This is a genomic window from Blautia faecis (assembly GCF_027662325.1).
Lineage (GTDB): Bacteria > Bacillota > Clostridia > Lachnospirales > Lachnospiraceae > Blautia_A > Blautia_A faecis.
The window spans coordinates 1-16,566 of record NZ_JAQDKY010000040.1 but is presented as its reverse complement, the minus strand read 5'-3'; the positions used below and the strand labels follow the sequence as shown (position 1 = coordinate 16,566).

14 protein-coding genes are annotated in these 16,566 nt (G+C 41.9%); 13 read left to right on the top strand and 1 reads right to left on the bottom strand.

From position 1 onward, the window contains the following. Positions 1 to 72: 72 nt before the first annotated feature. Positions 73 to 321: a helix-turn-helix domain-containing protein gene (locus PGQ38_RS15750; protein ID WP_118580519.1), complete on the bottom strand. Its 249-nt coding sequence runs from the start codon at positions 319 to 321 to the stop codon at positions 73 to 75. Positions 322 to 495: 174 nt separating this feature from the next. On the opposite strand from PGQ38_RS15750, the gene PGQ38_RS15745 reads away from it, so the two are divergent. The 13 genes from PGQ38_RS15745 to PGQ38_RS15685 all read left to right on the top strand — a co-directional run bounded on the left by PGQ38_RS15745 (position 496) and on the right by PGQ38_RS15685 (position 16,140). After that, positions 496 to 996, top strand: coding sequence for a hypothetical protein (locus PGQ38_RS15745; RefSeq protein WP_118580522.1), 501 nt, complete (start codon positions 496 to 498; stop codon positions 994 to 996). A 245-nt stretch (positions 997 to 1,241) separates the two neighbouring features. Further along, positions 1,242 to 1,625 (top strand): hypothetical protein, encoded by a 384-nt coding sequence (locus tag PGQ38_RS15740; protein WP_226855591.1) that lies wholly within the window; start codon positions 1,242 to 1,244, stop codon positions 1,623 to 1,625. A 71-nt stretch (positions 1,626 to 1,696) separates the two neighbouring features. Next, positions 1,697 to 4,069, top strand: coding sequence for a hypothetical protein (locus PGQ38_RS15735; protein ID WP_270432579.1), 2,373 nt, complete (start codon positions 1,697 to 1,699; stop codon positions 4,067 to 4,069). Positions 4,070 to 4,072: 3 nt separating this feature from the next. Further along, positions 4,073 to 6,136, top strand: coding sequence for a transglycosylase SLT domain-containing protein (locus PGQ38_RS15730; RefSeq protein WP_118580525.1), 2,064 nt, complete (start codon positions 4,073 to 4,075; stop codon positions 6,134 to 6,136). An 11-nt stretch (positions 6,137 to 6,147) separates the two neighbouring features. Further along, positions 6,148 to 6,972, top strand: a complete 825-nt coding sequence (locus tag PGQ38_RS15725; RefSeq protein WP_270432577.1) for a hypothetical protein — start codon at positions 6,148 to 6,150, stop codon at positions 6,970 to 6,972. Positions 6,973 to 6,994: 22 nt separating this feature from the next. Next, a complete protein-coding gene (locus PGQ38_RS15720) occupies positions 6,995 to 7,489 on the top strand; it encodes a hypothetical protein (RefSeq protein ID WP_177968933.1) in 495 nt (164 codons plus the stop codon). Further along, positions 7,386 to 10,211 carry a TraG/VirB4 family ATPase gene (locus PGQ38_RS15715; RefSeq protein ID WP_226855590.1) on the top strand — a complete coding sequence of 942 codons (2,826 nt, stop codon included), beginning with the start codon at positions 7,386 to 7,388 and terminating at the stop codon, positions 10,209 to 10,211. The genes PGQ38_RS15720 and PGQ38_RS15715 overlap by 104 nt, the downstream gene beginning before the upstream one ends. A gap of 211 nt (positions 10,212 to 10,422) precedes the next feature. Then, positions 10,423 to 10,980, top strand: coding sequence for a DUF5697 family protein (locus tag PGQ38_RS15710; RefSeq protein WP_118580531.1), 558 nt, complete (start codon positions 10,423 to 10,425; stop codon positions 10,978 to 10,980). Continuing rightward, positions 10,931 to 11,692, top strand: a complete 762-nt coding sequence (locus tag PGQ38_RS15705) for a DUF6100 family protein (RefSeq protein ID WP_237925500.1) — start codon at positions 10,931 to 10,933, stop codon at positions 11,690 to 11,692. The genes PGQ38_RS15710 and PGQ38_RS15705 overlap by 50 nt, the downstream gene beginning before the upstream one ends. A 141-nt stretch (positions 11,693 to 11,833) precedes the next feature. After that, a complete protein-coding gene (locus PGQ38_RS15700) occupies positions 11,834 to 12,901 on the top strand; it encodes a hypothetical protein (RefSeq protein WP_207749349.1) in 1,068 nt (355 codons plus the stop codon). A gap of 27 nt (positions 12,902 to 12,928) precedes the next feature. Next, complete coding sequence (locus tag PGQ38_RS15695; RefSeq protein ID WP_118580534.1) at positions 12,929 to 13,945, top strand: DUF6017 domain-containing protein; 1,017 nt, start codon at positions 12,929 to 12,931, stop codon at positions 13,943 to 13,945. Continuing rightward, positions 13,938 to 15,854 (top strand): VirD4-like conjugal transfer protein, CD1115 family, encoded by a 1,917-nt coding sequence (locus PGQ38_RS15690; protein WP_270432572.1) that lies wholly within the window; start codon positions 13,938 to 13,940, stop codon positions 15,852 to 15,854. The genes PGQ38_RS15695 and PGQ38_RS15690 overlap by 8 nt, the downstream gene beginning before the upstream one ends. Beyond that, positions 15,844 to 16,140 (top strand): hypothetical protein, encoded by a 297-nt coding sequence (locus PGQ38_RS15685; RefSeq protein ID WP_118580537.1) that lies wholly within the window; start codon positions 15,844 to 15,846, stop codon positions 16,138 to 16,140. The genes PGQ38_RS15690 and PGQ38_RS15685 overlap by 11 nt, the downstream gene beginning before the upstream one ends. The last annotated feature ends 426 nt before the right edge of the window (positions 16,141 to 16,566 follow it).

Here is a 16,566-nt window from a genome sequence, read left to right as displayed (position 1 = left end):
CCGCCAAAAGGCGAGCTTATTTAGAATACTTGTTTATAGGTTATCGCTGAACTACGTTTTCAGGACAGCTCCTTATTTTGGTTCTTCCAGATCTTCAAAAAATGCATCGAAGGAACAGTTATATAATTTTTTTAATTCTAATAGTACACTGATTTTTACATTGAGCTCTCCATTCTCATATTTGGCGTAAGTTGTGCGACCAATGTCACAGCCATTTCGCTGGAGTATGGCACATAACTTTTCCTGGGAGATTCCGTATTTGTTGCGGAGCTTCTGAAGGTTTGGACCAATGCTGATATCACATCTTAGTTTTTGTTCCATAAACATCCCCCCCTTTTTGACCAGTATAGGTGTCAACGTTGATGTTTCTATTTTATGAAAAAAGAAAAATTATATTGTCCGTTATACTGGTCAAAGCAAAGAAAAAGTGATATAGTAATAAAAAATGTGGGAGGGATACAGATAAGTTATTTTACCTGTATATGGAAATGAAAAATGAAATTTGAAGCATTTTATAAGGAAGCATATGATGCAGAAATGGAAGAGCTATTTTCTGATAATGCATCAGAAACAGAAAATAAGCCATCAAAGGATTCCTGTGATTTGTTAATGAAAAAAGCAAATCTGGAATTTTCTCAGTATAAGTTAGTGAAAAGTGAAAAATGTTATGATTATTTGCTGGCAAATCTTTATCCAAAAGCTGCTGAGATTGCAAAGATGCAGGGCGGAAATCTGACATTAGACATTGATGAAGAGAGGCACACAGGAAAACTGGAATACTGGGGAGCTTTTTTGATGAGTACATCGGGAGACACACTTCTAAAGAATTTTCTTGTATCTGCAATGACAATGACAGATCAGTTTTCATTTGAGGTAAAAGACTCTCTTTTACATTTGGAGTTTTTCTTTGAATTATATAATCAGGTAAAGATGAAAGATTATTCCAAGGAGATTGAACAGCTGGGACTAAAAATCAAGGAGTTAAATACACGGTAGTGTTTTGCTATCCAAATGAAGCTATAATGCAACCGTTATGAAATTGACATATGATATCTTAACGAATAGAATAATACTATAAAGTTCTGTGCATGCGGAACCTGGTGCATGAGAGAGCCAGGAACTTTATGAAAGTATGAAAAGACAGCCATTAGAAAAGTGGTTGTCTTTTTTTTCGCCCGGATTGCACAGAAGGACCTTGTAAGAAGCTGATCTTCCGGAGTTTGGTTGAAGGGAGGAAATCTATGGAAAAACAGAAAGTAAAAGATGAAATTGCTGCATGTTTTGGAAAGAAAAACTGGCTTGTAAAAGTACTACCAATTGCATATTGTGCTATAGGTGTACTTCTTATGACCGCAGTACCTGTGTATGCAGATGATATTTTTGCAACTGCGAAAAACGCGATGCAGACGGTTTATACGGATGTAGCTGGAATTGCAACTGTGGCGGCGGTGGTTTGTGCGGCAGTATGCCTTTTTTTAATGAATTTTAGCAAATCTGGACGAACTGTGGATGAATCCAGATCCTGGTTAAAAAGGATTGTTATCTGCTGGGCGGCACTTATGACATTGGGTGCGATTGTAACGTATCTGGAAAAGATTATTCCACAAAGCATGTTTACGGGATGATCTGAAGAAAAGAAAAAGCCGGAGCTCTCCCGGCATAAAAGGAGGGTATCTATAATAGATATGAATGAAACATGAGCTGGCTGCTGGATCTTCTGGTAGATGCAGTCAAAGAAATGGTATCTCAGTTTATCATTGATATGATGGGACTGATTACGGATGTATTTACAGATTTACTATCCTGTAACCTCTCCCTGTTTGAAGAACTGTTTTCTGTAGTAGGAAGTTTGTACCAGAATGTGATCGTCCCTATGGGAATTGCGCTGTTGCTTATGATTCTAATCTGGCAGCTGTTCAAATCCATGTTCGGGAAGGTTGGAATAAATGCAGAAGAACCAATCGAGTTAATTGGACGTTCTTCCATCTGCTTGTTCTTTGTGGTTGCCTCAAAGCCTGTTATTAATTACATATTGAAAATTGCGGGAACCCCATATCAATGGGTGATTGGAACTGACATCAAGGTGCAAAGTTTTTCGGAGTATGTAACTGCCTTAGAGGGGATTACAGCACCGCTTGGGCTTGGAACAATCAGCATAGCAATCTTAATGCTCATTATGCAGTTTGTAGTTGCGTGGAATTATTTTAAAATGCTGTTTGTAATTGCGGAACGGTATGTCCTTCTGGGCGTGTTTTCTTATACAGCACCATTGGCATTTGCAACCGGTGGATCTAAGTCCACGAACAACATCCTTGCATCCTGGTCGAAAATGTTTGGTGGACAGGTAGTTCTGATCATCTTAAATGCCTGGTGTTTAAAGATGTTTTTGTCTGGTTATGGAAATATGATGGCAAGCGGTTATGGTTTCACGAAGTTTTTTGTAGCAACTTTGTGTCTGGTGGGCTTTTGTAAAATTACATTCAAGCTGGATTCTTATATGGCGGCGTTAGGTGTGAATCTTGGACGGCCTTCCCCTGGCATGGGAGCACTTGGAGCAGCTATGGCGGCACAGCGTATTTTTTCACAGGCAGGAAGGGTATTTTCTGGAACGGATGGAAGTGGAAACGGTACAGGAAGATCTACGAACATGGGAAACACAGACCCCACAAATGGCTTTACCGGACCGGCGGGGCCTATCCCTATGAATCCCTCTGGTGGAAATGAAGTGGATATCGAATCTTTGTTTTGGGGTGGGGATTTTGATACGGAATATCCAGAAAAGCATGGGAATGCTGCTGGAAGTGTCAAGAGTGTGAATCATTCAAATACTGCTTCAGCAAATGTGCTGGCCGAACTGGGAATTCATGCAAATGGAACGGAGTCTTCTGGTACATCTTATGTGTCTGGGACAGCCGCAACTGCTGTAACATCTGCAAGTGAAATTGAACCTGGGATGGAATCCGATGATTTCGTAGAACCGGAAGGGACTGTAATGGATCTGAATACGGGAAGCTTACCAGAATATCAGGAAGCTTCAGGCAGAGAGGCTGTTTCTTCAGAAGGTGTTACTACAAACGAAACTATGGAAGATGGATTCTCCGAAACATTATCAAGTGTAAATGGACTGGGTGAAATGGAGAATCCAGGAGAACCTGATTTCCCGGATGGAAAAACCACAGCCCGGAGTGATTCTATGTCTTTTGAAGCGCAGCCATTTGAAGGAGCATCTGCATTTAGCAGTGATAATGGCATTATGGCAGAACTTGGTGAATATCCAGCTTCGGAGACAGGCATGGGGACTTCGGATTATGCAATGGAAACGGATCTTGGAGGAGGCATTGGTAACAAAAGGCAGGAAGAAGGCAGAAATATTCCTTCTGATGGAAAAGGAGAACGATCTTATTCTGCCAGTGGTTTTGAAGCGGATGTATCTGGCCACTTAAATAGCAAGTATTTAGGTTCAGATAAAAATACTGCTGGTGAAAACGGATTTTCTTTTGATTCCAGAGCGGATTTTGGAATCCTGGACGCTGTGTCTGGAAATGAGAGTGTTCATGCAAGTCCAGATACGGAGGTAAGCTGCGCGAATAGTTTTTCAGAAGAGGTTGGAAATGCTTCTGGTAACGTGTCGGATGTTCCCAAAATGGAAACGCCTACATATTCGGATTCTGGTATTTCCGGGAATATAGAAAGTGAGCAGCAGGTTACAAACATGGGAGAGTCTTCTGCACAATCAGCAGAATCTGGTGACCTTGGAAATTATTCTACAACTGGAGATTTCGCTATAGACGGTTTAAATGGCATAAATGAACCTGAAGAAAGTTATATTCAGGAACCAGACGAATACCTGGAACAGGATAATCTGGATCCAATCGAAGAGGCAAATGACAGCTTTACACTTTCAGAGGAAATAAATGGTATGGAAGAAATCCAGACGGAGGATGCACAAATGCCTATGAATATGGAACTGCTACGCAATCCTCATAGAATCCTGGAAATTCCAAAATCAAGAAGTGAGTTAAGAGGACAGAAACAGGGTACCAGAGATACCGGAAGCTTGGAGGATTAAGCTATGGATGACGAAAGACAAGAGAGTTCCCCTCTTGATGAGGGGAGTGAAATGATCGCTCATTCGGCACAGGCTGCTTATGCGGTATCGGCAGCTGTAAAAGCTGGTGGAACTGCTTCTGGTGTGGCAGCCGGGACTGCTATGGCAGGGCCGCTTGGAACATTAGTAGGAACCTTGGCTGGCAGCAAAACAGTTTGGAAGGTGTTTGGTGCTATATTTCTATTTCTTTTTTTGTGGATGTTTATTATTGCAAACATGATCGGAATTATATTCAACTATCTGGGGTTTGCAACCGCGGATTCCTATGCAAATGAGGCACAGTCCAACCAGCTTGCAAATATCAGGAACAGAGCGGAGCAAATTCTGCAAAACGCAGATTATCAGAATGAGATTTTGCAGATCATAGGACAGCAGAGGGATTTACATTTGCAGGAAATCCAGGCAGACCAGATGAAAAAATATGCGCATGCTACTTTGGTTGTGGTGGATGAGTTTGAGACAAAACTAAAAAGAAGCTTATCCTATTATCTGTCTGTTATGCTCATGGATAAATGCGACAACAGCACCATATCTTCTTTCCTTGGATATTCAAATGTTCTGGGACTTGATATGGACACCAACCTTTCCAGCCCTTATGATGCCTATTTTCAGGAAGCTGCCAGGACCTATAATGTGCCAGTGGCGCTGCTTCTTGCAATCTGTAAAACGGAGTCTGATTTTAATCCGAATGTGGTATCAGGTGCTGGGGCAATAGGCTTAATGCAGCTTATGCCGGAAACGGCGGCTTCCCTTGGAGTATCCAATCCTTATGATCCGTACCAGAATATTATGGGCGGCGCCAAATTCATCAGCCAGCTGGTAGAGCAATTTAAAGGCTATTCCAATGGCTTAGAGCTTGCAGTCGCTGGATATAATGCAGGACCTTATGCAGTTATCAAATATGGTTATCAAGTACCGCCATATTCCGAAACCCAGGCCTATGTCAAGAAAGTGTTAGGGCTTGTCGAGATTCACGATAGTACATCCGGTACTTCCACAGAAATAAAAACAGATCAGGAGTCCCTGGAGAAATCATATCAGGTGTTAAAGGAGGCTGTCGCACAAAATGTGGACAGCTTTTTTTCGTGGACTGTAACAGATGAATGGGAAGGCCAAATGGAACAGAAAGTCTACTGTCTGGATGTGAATGGAAGCCGGGCAGAAACAGATGAACAGACTTATCGGCAGGTCCTGGAGCAGGGAGGCAATGTCTGGGAAGAAAAGAGGACAGTAACGACAAAGGTTGTAGAGTACACTCTGGCATTGATCTTGAACACACAGCTGACAGGAAGCAGCGGCTATCAATATAAATATGTGACAAATGAAAGCACATTCAATTTTGTATTAAAGCTGTTGGAATACCTGCAAGGCGGTGTAGAAGCTGTCAAAAATGCCCTTTACAATGTCTTTCACTGGACGGACTTTCTGACTGGCGGAACCAGTGGGAGTGATACCTATATCGGTAATATTGACGCGACCGGGGATATTATTACCTATGACACGGTGGGAAAGGGTGTCAAAAAAGTTGTGTACTATAACCAGGGAGAAGATCCCTGGGCTACCATGTCTTATGGAGCCAGTACGATCAAAGCCTCTGGATGCGGTCCAACATCCCTTGCTATTGTAATTTCAACCTTAACCGGGCAGACGGTGACTCCGGAGATGACCTGCGCGTTTTCCATTGCAAACGGGGAATATATCTATGGGCTTGGAACATGTCATTCCTTTCCGATGAATGCAGCCCATCACTGGGGACTTAACTGTGAAAGAGTGGGAAAAGACCGAATGGGAGATGTTGTAAATGCCTTGAAAGACGGAAAAATGGTGGTGGAAATTTGTGAGGCCTACACCATCACGGGTAGTGGAAGCGGGCATTTTATTGTTCTGACGGGTGTTACCAAAGATGGCTATATCACCATTGCCGATTGTGCCAGCAGGGAACGTACTGGAAAAGTGTACAGCGTGGAAACGATTGCTTCTTACGGCCGTGACCTGGCAGATGGAGCCTTTTGGATCATTGGGAAATGAGAGGTTTGAGTATGGACGGACACTTGAAATATGGATTGCTTATGGGCCTATATTCTTCTGCATTACTGGCAATGCCAACTACGGTACTTGCAAACACTGACACGCAGAATGCTACAGATCTTCCACAGATTGTATCCTGGGATGGCGGACATGGATATCTGGAAAGTGGAGAAATGCTTCGGAATGACTGGGGCTATGATACCGTCAATCCAGCTGGAAAATATGTGCTCTTTGATGAAGAGGGCGCTATCCTTAGACGCTCGGAATCCATGGAAGCAGGGTTGGAGGATAATTATACAGGTACCGAACAGGTTCCTGCCGTCATTGCATTTCGGGCACAGGTTTTTGATGGATTTACCGGTACGATAGAGGTTGCTTTAGAAGAACAAAATGGGATAATCCAAACTGTATTCCTAAATGCGGACAACTTCTATGAGTGGAATCTGTCCACTGGAAGTGGAACTTATCGGATTCAGTCTGTAAGTGCAACAGCAGGAGATCTGTCTTATGTAACAGAGTTTTCGAATATGTATCTGAATCTTCCAGAAGAAGGTCTCCTGGTGCAAAAGATTACAGTAACAGAAGTCGTTATAGAGAAAATCCCTGCAGCAGGGGAAGAATCTCAGGCTGCAGAGAAAAATGAAAATCCTATTGATGAAATGAATGTGCTTCCGGAGAAAGGACAGGAAGAGGAGACAGAGGGAATTTTAGAAAATCAAGCACAGGAGGTGAATATCGTGGATGCAGTAAAACAGAAGAATCTATTTATACTGCTCGGCGTAGGGGTGGCTCCAATTGCCGCAATCGGTGGCCTGATATGGTCTAAAAAGAGATAACAGGAAAGGAGCTTCACAAAAAATGACACAAAATGACCATTCAGACGTATATATCATTCCACCTAATTTTGTAAGAGATGGAACTTTGTTCTCTGGAAGGGCAGAAGCCCGAAATGTGGTAGAAGCAGCATTTTTGGCACTCGTTGGAATCCGCTTTTTAGTATTTTTAAATCTTGGAATAAAAGGGAAGATTTATGTCGGGATCATCCTGATTCTGCCGCTTGTGATATTGGCAGTAATCGGTGTCCAGGGCGAAAGTCTTTCCTCTTTTCTTATTCAGCTGTTTTCGTATATGGTGAAAAGGCGTGTTTTAACTGCACCAAGCGGTCAGTACCGTTTGAAACGAAACCGCCGTATCCGGAAACAGCAGAAGAAACGCTGCAGACGGGAACATAAAAAGAGAAAAAAGGAGGGTGGCAGAGATCGGAAGCGAAGTCGAAGAACTGAAGAGAAAACTGAAGGAGGCGAAGAAATCCGAGAAACTCGAAAAAAGGGAAAAACGGCAGCAGGAGCGTGAGCGAAAGAATACTGCCAGACTTCAAAAACGCCAGGATGTGCAGGAAGAAAAACTTCGGAAAAAAGAAGACAGATTACAGGCGCAAAAAGAAAAACGGGAAGCTGTCGCCCGGTTCCATGAACAGGAAGCAGAAGAACGCAGCCTCCGGAAAAATCTGGCTGTGCAGACAGAGGAAGAAACTGTAAAGGAAAAACAGCCTATTCCGGTGAAAGATACAGAACCGGTAGAAACAAAAGGCAGGGAAGAGAACGCCGGTGACCTGGATATTCTTCCAGTGACCTGGGCTTCGTCCTATTTGCCAATCAGTCAGATAAAAAATGGAGTGATTCAAACAAAAGATGAAAGGTACATTAAAATCATTGAGATTTTACCTATTAATTTTCTGTTGCGGTCGGCACCTGAGAAAAGAAATATCATCTATTCTTTTGCCTCGTATCTGAAAATTGCACCGCCCAATTTACAGTTCAAGATTTTATCCAAAAAGGCGGATATCAAGGATTACATAGAGAAGATACGAAGAGAAGCAGAACAGGAACCAGATGAACGATGTAGAATCTTACAGGAAGATTATGCAAAGCTCCTGACACAGCTGGGAACCAGGGAAGCCATCACACGGCGTTTCTTTCTCATTTTTGAATATCCGTTAAGCGGAACCAAATCTGTAAATGAAAGAGATATGTTTTTATACTTGCAATCGGCGGTACAGACTGCGAAGAAATATCTTGCCATGTGCGGAAATGTGGTCCTGGAGCATAAAAACGAAACCCGGTTTTGTGTGGAAGTGTTTTATCAGCTTTTAAATCGGGATACGAGCCTTAAAACAACGCTGGATGAGCGGATTGAAAAAGTACGGAATCATTATATTCTGGAAAATGGGAAAGAAAGTGTGGCAAAAATTCCGGTGACAGAGCTGATTGCACCAGATTCTTTGAATTTTAAAAGCTATAAATATGTGATTCTGGATGGCATTTATCATGCCTACCTCTATATTCCATCTGGCAGATATCGTTCCAGGGTGCCTGCTGGATGGCTTTCCCTTCTCATTAACGCTGGTGAGGGAATTGATATAGATTTGTTTTTCTTTCGCCAGGATAAAAATAAAAGCATGGAGCGGATCGGGCGGCGGATCCGTTTGAACCGCTCAAAAATAAAAGATACCTTTGATTCCAACAGTGATTTTGACAGTTTAAGTGAATCCATTCAGGCAGGTTATTACCTGAAACGTGGACTCTCTGGAAGCGAAGAATTTTACTATATGAGCACCTTAATTACCGTTACAGGGCATAGTGCGCGGGAAGTTGAATGGCGCTCAAAAGAGATGATAAAGCTCTTAAATTCGCAGGATATCGGGGTATCCAAGTGTCTATTCGGGGAAGAACAGGGATTTTTGTCCTCTCTTCCCCTGTTGTGCCTGGATAAGAAAATCTATGAAAGATCCAAACGAAATGTTCTAACATCAGGAGCTGCGGCCTGCTATCCATTTACTGCCTATGAAATGTCGGATAAAGATGGTATTTTGATGGGCGTGAATAAGGCAAACAGTTCCCTTGTTCTGGTGGATATTTTCAATACGTCTGTTTATAAAAATGCCAATATGGTTATTTTCGGGACTTCCGGTTCTGGCAAGACCTTCACCATGCAGCTTATGGCACTTCGTATGAGAAGAAAAAATATCCAGGTATTTATTATCGCCCCGGATAAGGGACACGAATTTGCCAGGGCCTGCAACAACATTGGTGGCACATTCATTCAGATTTCGCCAGCATCTTCCAATTGTATCAACGTTATGGAAATTAGGAAGTCTGATAAAGCAACCAGCGAGCTGTTGGATGGATATGTTTCGGAACGTTCAGAACTAGCTGTGAAGATCCAAAGCCTGCATATCTTTTTCAGCCTTCTGGTACCAGATATGACGCATGAGGAAAAGCAGCTTCTTGATGAGGCTATGGTGCTCTGTTACCAGGAAAAGGGAATCATCCATGATAACCAGAGTCTGTTTGATCCGACAAAGCCAGGGGGTTATAGAAAAATGCCAATCCTGGGAGATTTACACGAAGTCCTTCTTCGAAAGGAAGAGTGTAAGCGGCTTGCCAATATCTTAAACCGTCTGGTGAACGGTTCCGCAGCCAGCTTTAACCAGCAGACGAATGTGGATCTGAATAATAAATATGTGGTGCTTGACATTTCTGAATTATCAGGAGATCTGCTGATTGGAATGTTTGTAGCACTTGATTACGTATGGTCTCGGACGAAGGAAGACCGAACCAGAGAAAAAGCAATCTTCATTGATGAAGCCTGGAAGCTGTTGTCCTCTAATGAACTTGCAGCTGACTATATCCAGGAAATCTACAAAACCATTCGTGCTTATGGTGGAGCTGCAATCAGTGCCTCACAGGATCTTGTTGATTACTATGAGTTGAACGGAGGCAAGATTGGAAGAGGAATCTTAAGCAACGCGAAAACCAAAATCATTTTAAACCTGGAGGTGGCAGAGGCAGAGCTGATACAAAAGGAACTGGATTTATCAGAAGCGGAGTTTAATTCTATTGTTCACTTTGAGAGAGGTTGTGGACTTATTTCAACAAATAGCAATAACCTGGTTGTAGAGTTTAAGGCAAGTCAGTTAGAAAAGGATCTGATCACAACAGACCGGAAAGACCTGCAGAAATTAAAAGGCAAAATTCAAAAGTATGGGGAATCCGCTTATGGGAACACGGAATGACACATAAAGGACGTATAGAAAACGTATTGAATACAGCATTCATGACGTATTCGTGTTTGAAAAAAACAGTAAATGTTATTAATGACGTATAGAAAGACACTTATAAGACGTATTATCACAAAAAATGTGAATGTTGTTATAAATGACGTAAAGAAAACGTCCTTTATGCGTCATAGAGATAATTGAAAAGATTGGCTGGAGGTATTAAAAAATGGAGAATAAACAAAGACCTGTCATTGCTGAAACCAGAGAGCTTGTGCAGAAATACCATGTTTTGGAAAAGGCACAGATTTATGCTTATTTTGCATTAGATGGCAGGGATCATTTTGTTGGAAAAGCATTTAAGGCGTTGGAAAAAGAGCGGCAGGTTTTCATTCATCCAGAACTGGAAGTGGTGGCAGCAAGTGAGGAAGCAATTGCTGCTAAGGATCTGGGAACTATGAAGGCTGTCTGGGTACTGGTTGATGTGATGAAAAAGAAACAAGTGGAAGAACACTTTCCTGCTTCGAAGGAAGAGTATCCGGTACGGATCGTATTCTACGGAGAGGGAGAAATCTTTGATATTTTGTATATTTCAGAGGCGGAAGTTACGGTGGTAAACAATCTGTTTTCGCGGAAAAAAATTGACAGTTGCGGACATATTATTGTAGTCGAAAATCCCGATTATATATCGGCTATTCACATAGCGGATGTGATTGGGTATTGTGTTGTGAAAGAAGGTGGGGAAGTCGAGTATTACCAATATAGTCAAGGCGGATCAGAAGAATAGTACTGAGCCGTTTGGAAAAATTAAGGACCAGCTGGATGAGACTCAGGCTTTAAGCTGGCGGATGGAGCAATATATGGCGGAGTCGCGGAATGTTCTTACTTCGTGTGTCCGTTTAAAATCGGAACTTCAATATGATTATTTCACGGAGTTAGTCCTGGAAGCCGCAAAAACATCTGAAAAATTAACCGATAAGCTTCGAAGGCTTACCTTAGAAGTGACAGTTAACCCAGTTCAATACGAAAACTACAAGGCGGAGCTTGTGACCATTCATGGAATCGAGGTGGAATTTTCTGAGGGAATCCTAAAGGTGGCATTGCCACTTCTGGTGCCCCATAGAAAAGATTTTTACACGGATTTTTTATACAAGCCACTGCATACAGCACTTCAGAACTGGTGCTTGGAACGGGTAAAAAAGGCGCTGGAAATCCCATTTTTCGAAGAATGCCTTGTCTGTTTTGTGCATGTTTATAATAAAAATCTGCCTTTGGTAGGGCGTGTTCGGGATCACGATAACATTGAGGAAAAACATGTACTGGACATTGTTTCCAGTTTCTGTATGAAGTCAGATAGTGGTTTTTATGTGGATACTTTTCATACAACCAGGCTTGGAATGGAAGATGGCACATTATTATATGTGATGGAGGCTAAGAAATTTCCAGGCTGGATCCGTGAAAACAGCCAGCTTTTGGATATCGAAAAAGAAGCACTTTAAGATCAGAAAAATTCGATATATAGAATAGGCATTTAAGTGTTTGAAGAATAAGGCATTTTGGGATATGAGAATCCAGAAAAGATACCCAAGTATTCAACATATAGGGTACAGATTCTTATTGATTTTGAGTGGGAGGTGGAAATGAAAAAGGAGGATGTGTTGTTAAGACTGATTGCGATATCAGGGGAATTGCCAGCAGGCCTGGTAGGAGAAATTGTAGAATCAGAATCTTATGCAGCAGCTCTTATTACCAGGCTGAAAAAGGAAAATTATATCTCTGTGAGAAATGCAGGCGGATATAAGGGGTATGTGTTAAGGAGGAAAGGGAAAAGGTATCTTCTGGAGAGGTATGAAGATGACCTTTCCTTTTTTCTTTCTGGATCTGCACAGACCAATCATGTGAAAAGTGAACCGGAAAAGAGGCTGCGGCTTTATCGGATGAGCGAGGTATGGGTCTTTCTTTGGAAGATGGGTATTGAGATTTTTCAAAGCCAGAAGCCAGATCTTGGAAATGGGTTTGAAAAAAGTGGGAAAAAAGCAGTGTATTATGGCAGTCTGGAATACAAAGAGAGCGCAGAAGCAATCAAGGGTTCCAGAGCCTGCGGCGTGCTACTTACCGGGGATACAGCTTATGTCGTTTACAACACCATGGCAAAAAGAATGAAATGGGCGCAAAAGATGGAAATGGCAATGCGTACCTGGACCGAACGTATGCTGTTAATTGGTGGAGGATTACGACAGGCTGATTCGCTTATCTTGGGAAATACTATGGATTTCCTTCTTGAACTTTTAAATAGTGATGGCGGTGTTCGCAAAAATCTATATCAGGTAGATGATGTGTACGAACACTATTATTACATCCCGCGGACAGATAACGCAAAGGTTCAGATGGAGCTTCTATTAACTTCCTGGAAACGGGAGAAGATAAAAAATCTGTTAGCAACATTAGTAAAGTATCCAAGGCGTAAACAATACGCCTTAAGCGAGGGCTTTGATAAGGACATGCAGCTAATCTATTTCTGTCATGAATTGGATATGCGTCATTTGTGCCGCATAAAGCAGGAAATTGGCTGGAAGCAGAAAGGAACAATCATCTGCTTAGATTACCAGGCGAATGTGCTCAGAGCATATTTTGGAGAGGGGGTGAGGGTTCGTGAGCTGAATACAGATAAAATCATGGAATATCTGACTAAGGGCAGGGACGAATAAGCCCACAGTCTAAGTCAGGAGGTGTCTATGAGTAATCTATTTGACACTGGAAGTGAAACAGTAAACAGGATGTGCCGCCTGCAGTTTACGGGAAATGTCATTCCGTCCACCTGGTATCACACAATTAAAAAAGAAACCGGAAAACCAAACTTAAATGCGATTATTATTCTGGCGGACATTGTGTACTGGTATCGGCCTGTGGAAATCCGGGATGAGGCAACCGGGCAGTTGTGCGGATTCAAAAAGAAATTCCAGGCTGACATTCTACAGAGAAACTATCAGCAGTTGGCGGATCAGTTTGGTATCACGAAACGAGATGCGGTGAACGCTATCGTTGAACTGGAAAAGCTAGGAGTGGTAACAAGGGTATTTCGGACAGTCAACATCAAAGGGCAACTTTACTCCAATGTCATGTTCCTAAATCTGGATGTAGATGTATTAATTCAATTAACCTATCCGGAAACGTTGGAAAATGCATTCATAGGGATACCAGATACCCCCTATCACTCATTTGGGGGACAGCCCCCACCGAAAAAAGTGACAGGGGTCACTAATATAAGTGAGAGGGTATCCCCGAAAAAAGTGACAGCTGTCCCCGATTTGGGGGAGACATATACAAAGAATACATACAAAGACTTTAACAAAGATTTCTCCCTCTCTTCATATCGGGAAGTGGAAGATCAGATAAAACGGCAGATTGAGTATGAAAACCTGATATTGGATCATCCACATGATGACAGGGTAGGGGAAATATTGGGATTGATTGTGGATGTGATGACTTCATCCGCAGAGATAATCCGGGTGAACCGGGAAGAGAAGCCAGCAAATGTGGTAAAAGCCCAATTTGCCAAATTAACAAAAGAGCATGTGGATTTTGTTTTATTCAGAATGGATTCCAATACCACAAAGGCCAGGAATATCCGGGCGGTCCTTCTTACAGCACTATATAATGCTGTCAACACAATGAGCAGCTATTACGATAACCTATATCAATATCACATAGTAGAAGAAATGAGAGGTGATGAAAGGAAAAAGGATGTTTAAAAAATTTGATAAATGGAAGTTGATTCTTGTAATCATTGGGGCAGTATTGTTAGCAGGATACATGGGAGGATTTTTATACATTCTTCTTGGAGATGCAAATGTTGACCTTAACCCTATTCACTGTATGGCGGCAGGATGGACCAGCACCGGGGGCAGGATGTGGATCCTGTTCTCGGTTCTGGTACTTTTCTTTCTTACGGCACTCGTGATTTATCGTGGCAGTGAAAACCCATTACAGGATGAGCGTGGTTTTGAGTTGTCCGATCAGGGTACTTACGGAACTGCTGGCTTTATGAAAGAAGGGGAACAGGCAGAGATATTAAGGGCTGATAAAACAATAGACGGAGTAAATGGAATCATATTTGGCAGGGAGCTTGGAACAGGAAAGGTTCTAAGCCTTCCTGTAGATTCCAGGCTAAACCGGAACATTGCTGTCTGCGGCTCCCAGGGTTCTATGAAATCCAGGGCATTTGCAAGAGTCATGGCATTACAGTGCGTGCGCCGTGGGGAGAGCATGTACATTACGGATCCCAAATCCGAACTTTATGAGGACTTATGTGCGTATCTGAAAGATTCAGGATATGTGGTAAAACAATTGAACTTGATTCAGCTGACGCATTCGGATGCCTGGAACTGTTTGGCAGAAATTGATGAGGGAGAGCTGATCGATGTATTTTGTGATGTGGTAATTCGTAACACCACAGACAAATTTGATCATTTTTACGATAATGTGGAGATGGATTTATTAAAAGCTCTTTGCCTGTATGTGTATGAGGAATATCCGCCAGAGCAGCGTACCTTTGCGGAGGCCTATAAACTCTTGCTCAATAAAAGTGTCGATATGCTGGATTCGATTTTTGAAAGACTGCCAACGAACCATCCAGCAAAAGGGCCATATCAGCTCTTTGCAAAAGCGGAAAAGGTAAAAGGAAATGCGGTGCTTGGTCTTGGAACCAGGTTACAGATTTTGCAAAATAAACTGGTACAACAAATCACCAGTCATACGGATATCAATCTTTCACTTCCAGGAAAAGAAAAGTGTGCATATTTTTGTATCACATCCGATCAGGATTCTACGTTTGATATGTTGGCAACTCTTTTCACCTCATTTCTAATCATCAAATTGGTTCGTCTGGCTGATCGGACTGAAGAGCGCGTGCTGCCGGTTCCAGTAAGTTTCATCCTTGATGAGTTCCCCAACATCGGCGTGGTTCCTGACTTCAAAAAGAAGCTTGCAACAGCCAGATCCAGGCGAATTGGCATGAGTATCTTGTTCCAGAACATTCCACAGCTTCAGAACCGTTACCCGGACAATCAGTGGGAGGAAATTCTTGGAGGCTGTGATTTCTCCATTTTTCTTGGCTGTAATGACATGACAACCGCAACCTATTATAGTGACCGGACTGGAGAGATTACGGTGTCAGTAGCTTCTATCAGGAAAAACTATTATACCATACGTGCCACTGACTATGTACCGGAATATTCAGAGTCAAGATCCCTTGGAAAAAGGCAGCTCCTTCTTCCAGATGAGGTGCTTCGCTATCCACTAAACCAGGGAATCTTGATTATTCGTGGCCACAATGTGTTGAAGTTCCAGAAATTAGACTATACCGAACATGAAGATGCAAAGAAGCTCCGTCTGGAAAAAGTTGTGGAACACGTCCCAGAGTGGTACAAAGAATGGGAAAAGGAAAAAACACAAGAACAGCCTTTTTCATATATGGGGCAGGAAGATGATGTATCTACTCAACCTCAGTCAGAAGGTAGTATAAGTGAGACCTGGGAAGAACCTGTTGCACTTGATACAAAGCCCAAAAGAAAACCAGGCAAAAAAACGAATCCTGTTCAAAGCGTAACACGAGTGGAAGATTTATTTACTGGGAGGGAGGTGAAGCCGGATGACAATTGATCTGGCACAGATCAAAGACAATTCCATGGTACGGTATGGTTTTAAGATCCTTCTCATGCGGGAATTTGATATCCACATAAACGAGACGGATGTTAGCAGACTCATAAAAGCGGCAGGATGTATTGAAATATATGATTCTTTAGAAGAATTTCTGGAAAAGAGCAGTTGGAAAAAAGATAATCCAGAGCTGTGCGAAAAGAAGTATTTATTGGATAATCATATTTGCAGGTATATCCAGGGGAAAGTCTGGTATTTTTCCAGGCTTCGGTACGAGAATCAAATGTAGGAAATACAAAGTTGGAATATCTTATAAAGCTATTGATTTTTATAATAAATCATGCTAATATAAAGAAACATAATTTAGTTTTCACTTTTTAATACTTAGGTCTACGGACCGAAAATTCAGGGCTATTTTGCAGAAGAGATTATTCGGATTTTGCAAATAGCTCTGAATTTTTTTATAAAAAAGGCAGCAAAAAAGGAGACTCCATAGAGGATAGAAGAGTCTCCTTTTTTGAGGTTCCTATTTTGGGACCAAAGGCCATACTTAAAGCAACAAATTGCAGCTGCAATTAGGGGCGCTGCTAAAAAACATTGTTCTTAAGTAGGAGAAAATGATGAAACAAATAATGAAAAAAAACTTTAAAAGAATATCATCTTTATAATAATTGAAAAATGAAAACAAGTCAATAGATTTTATGAAAATTATAAA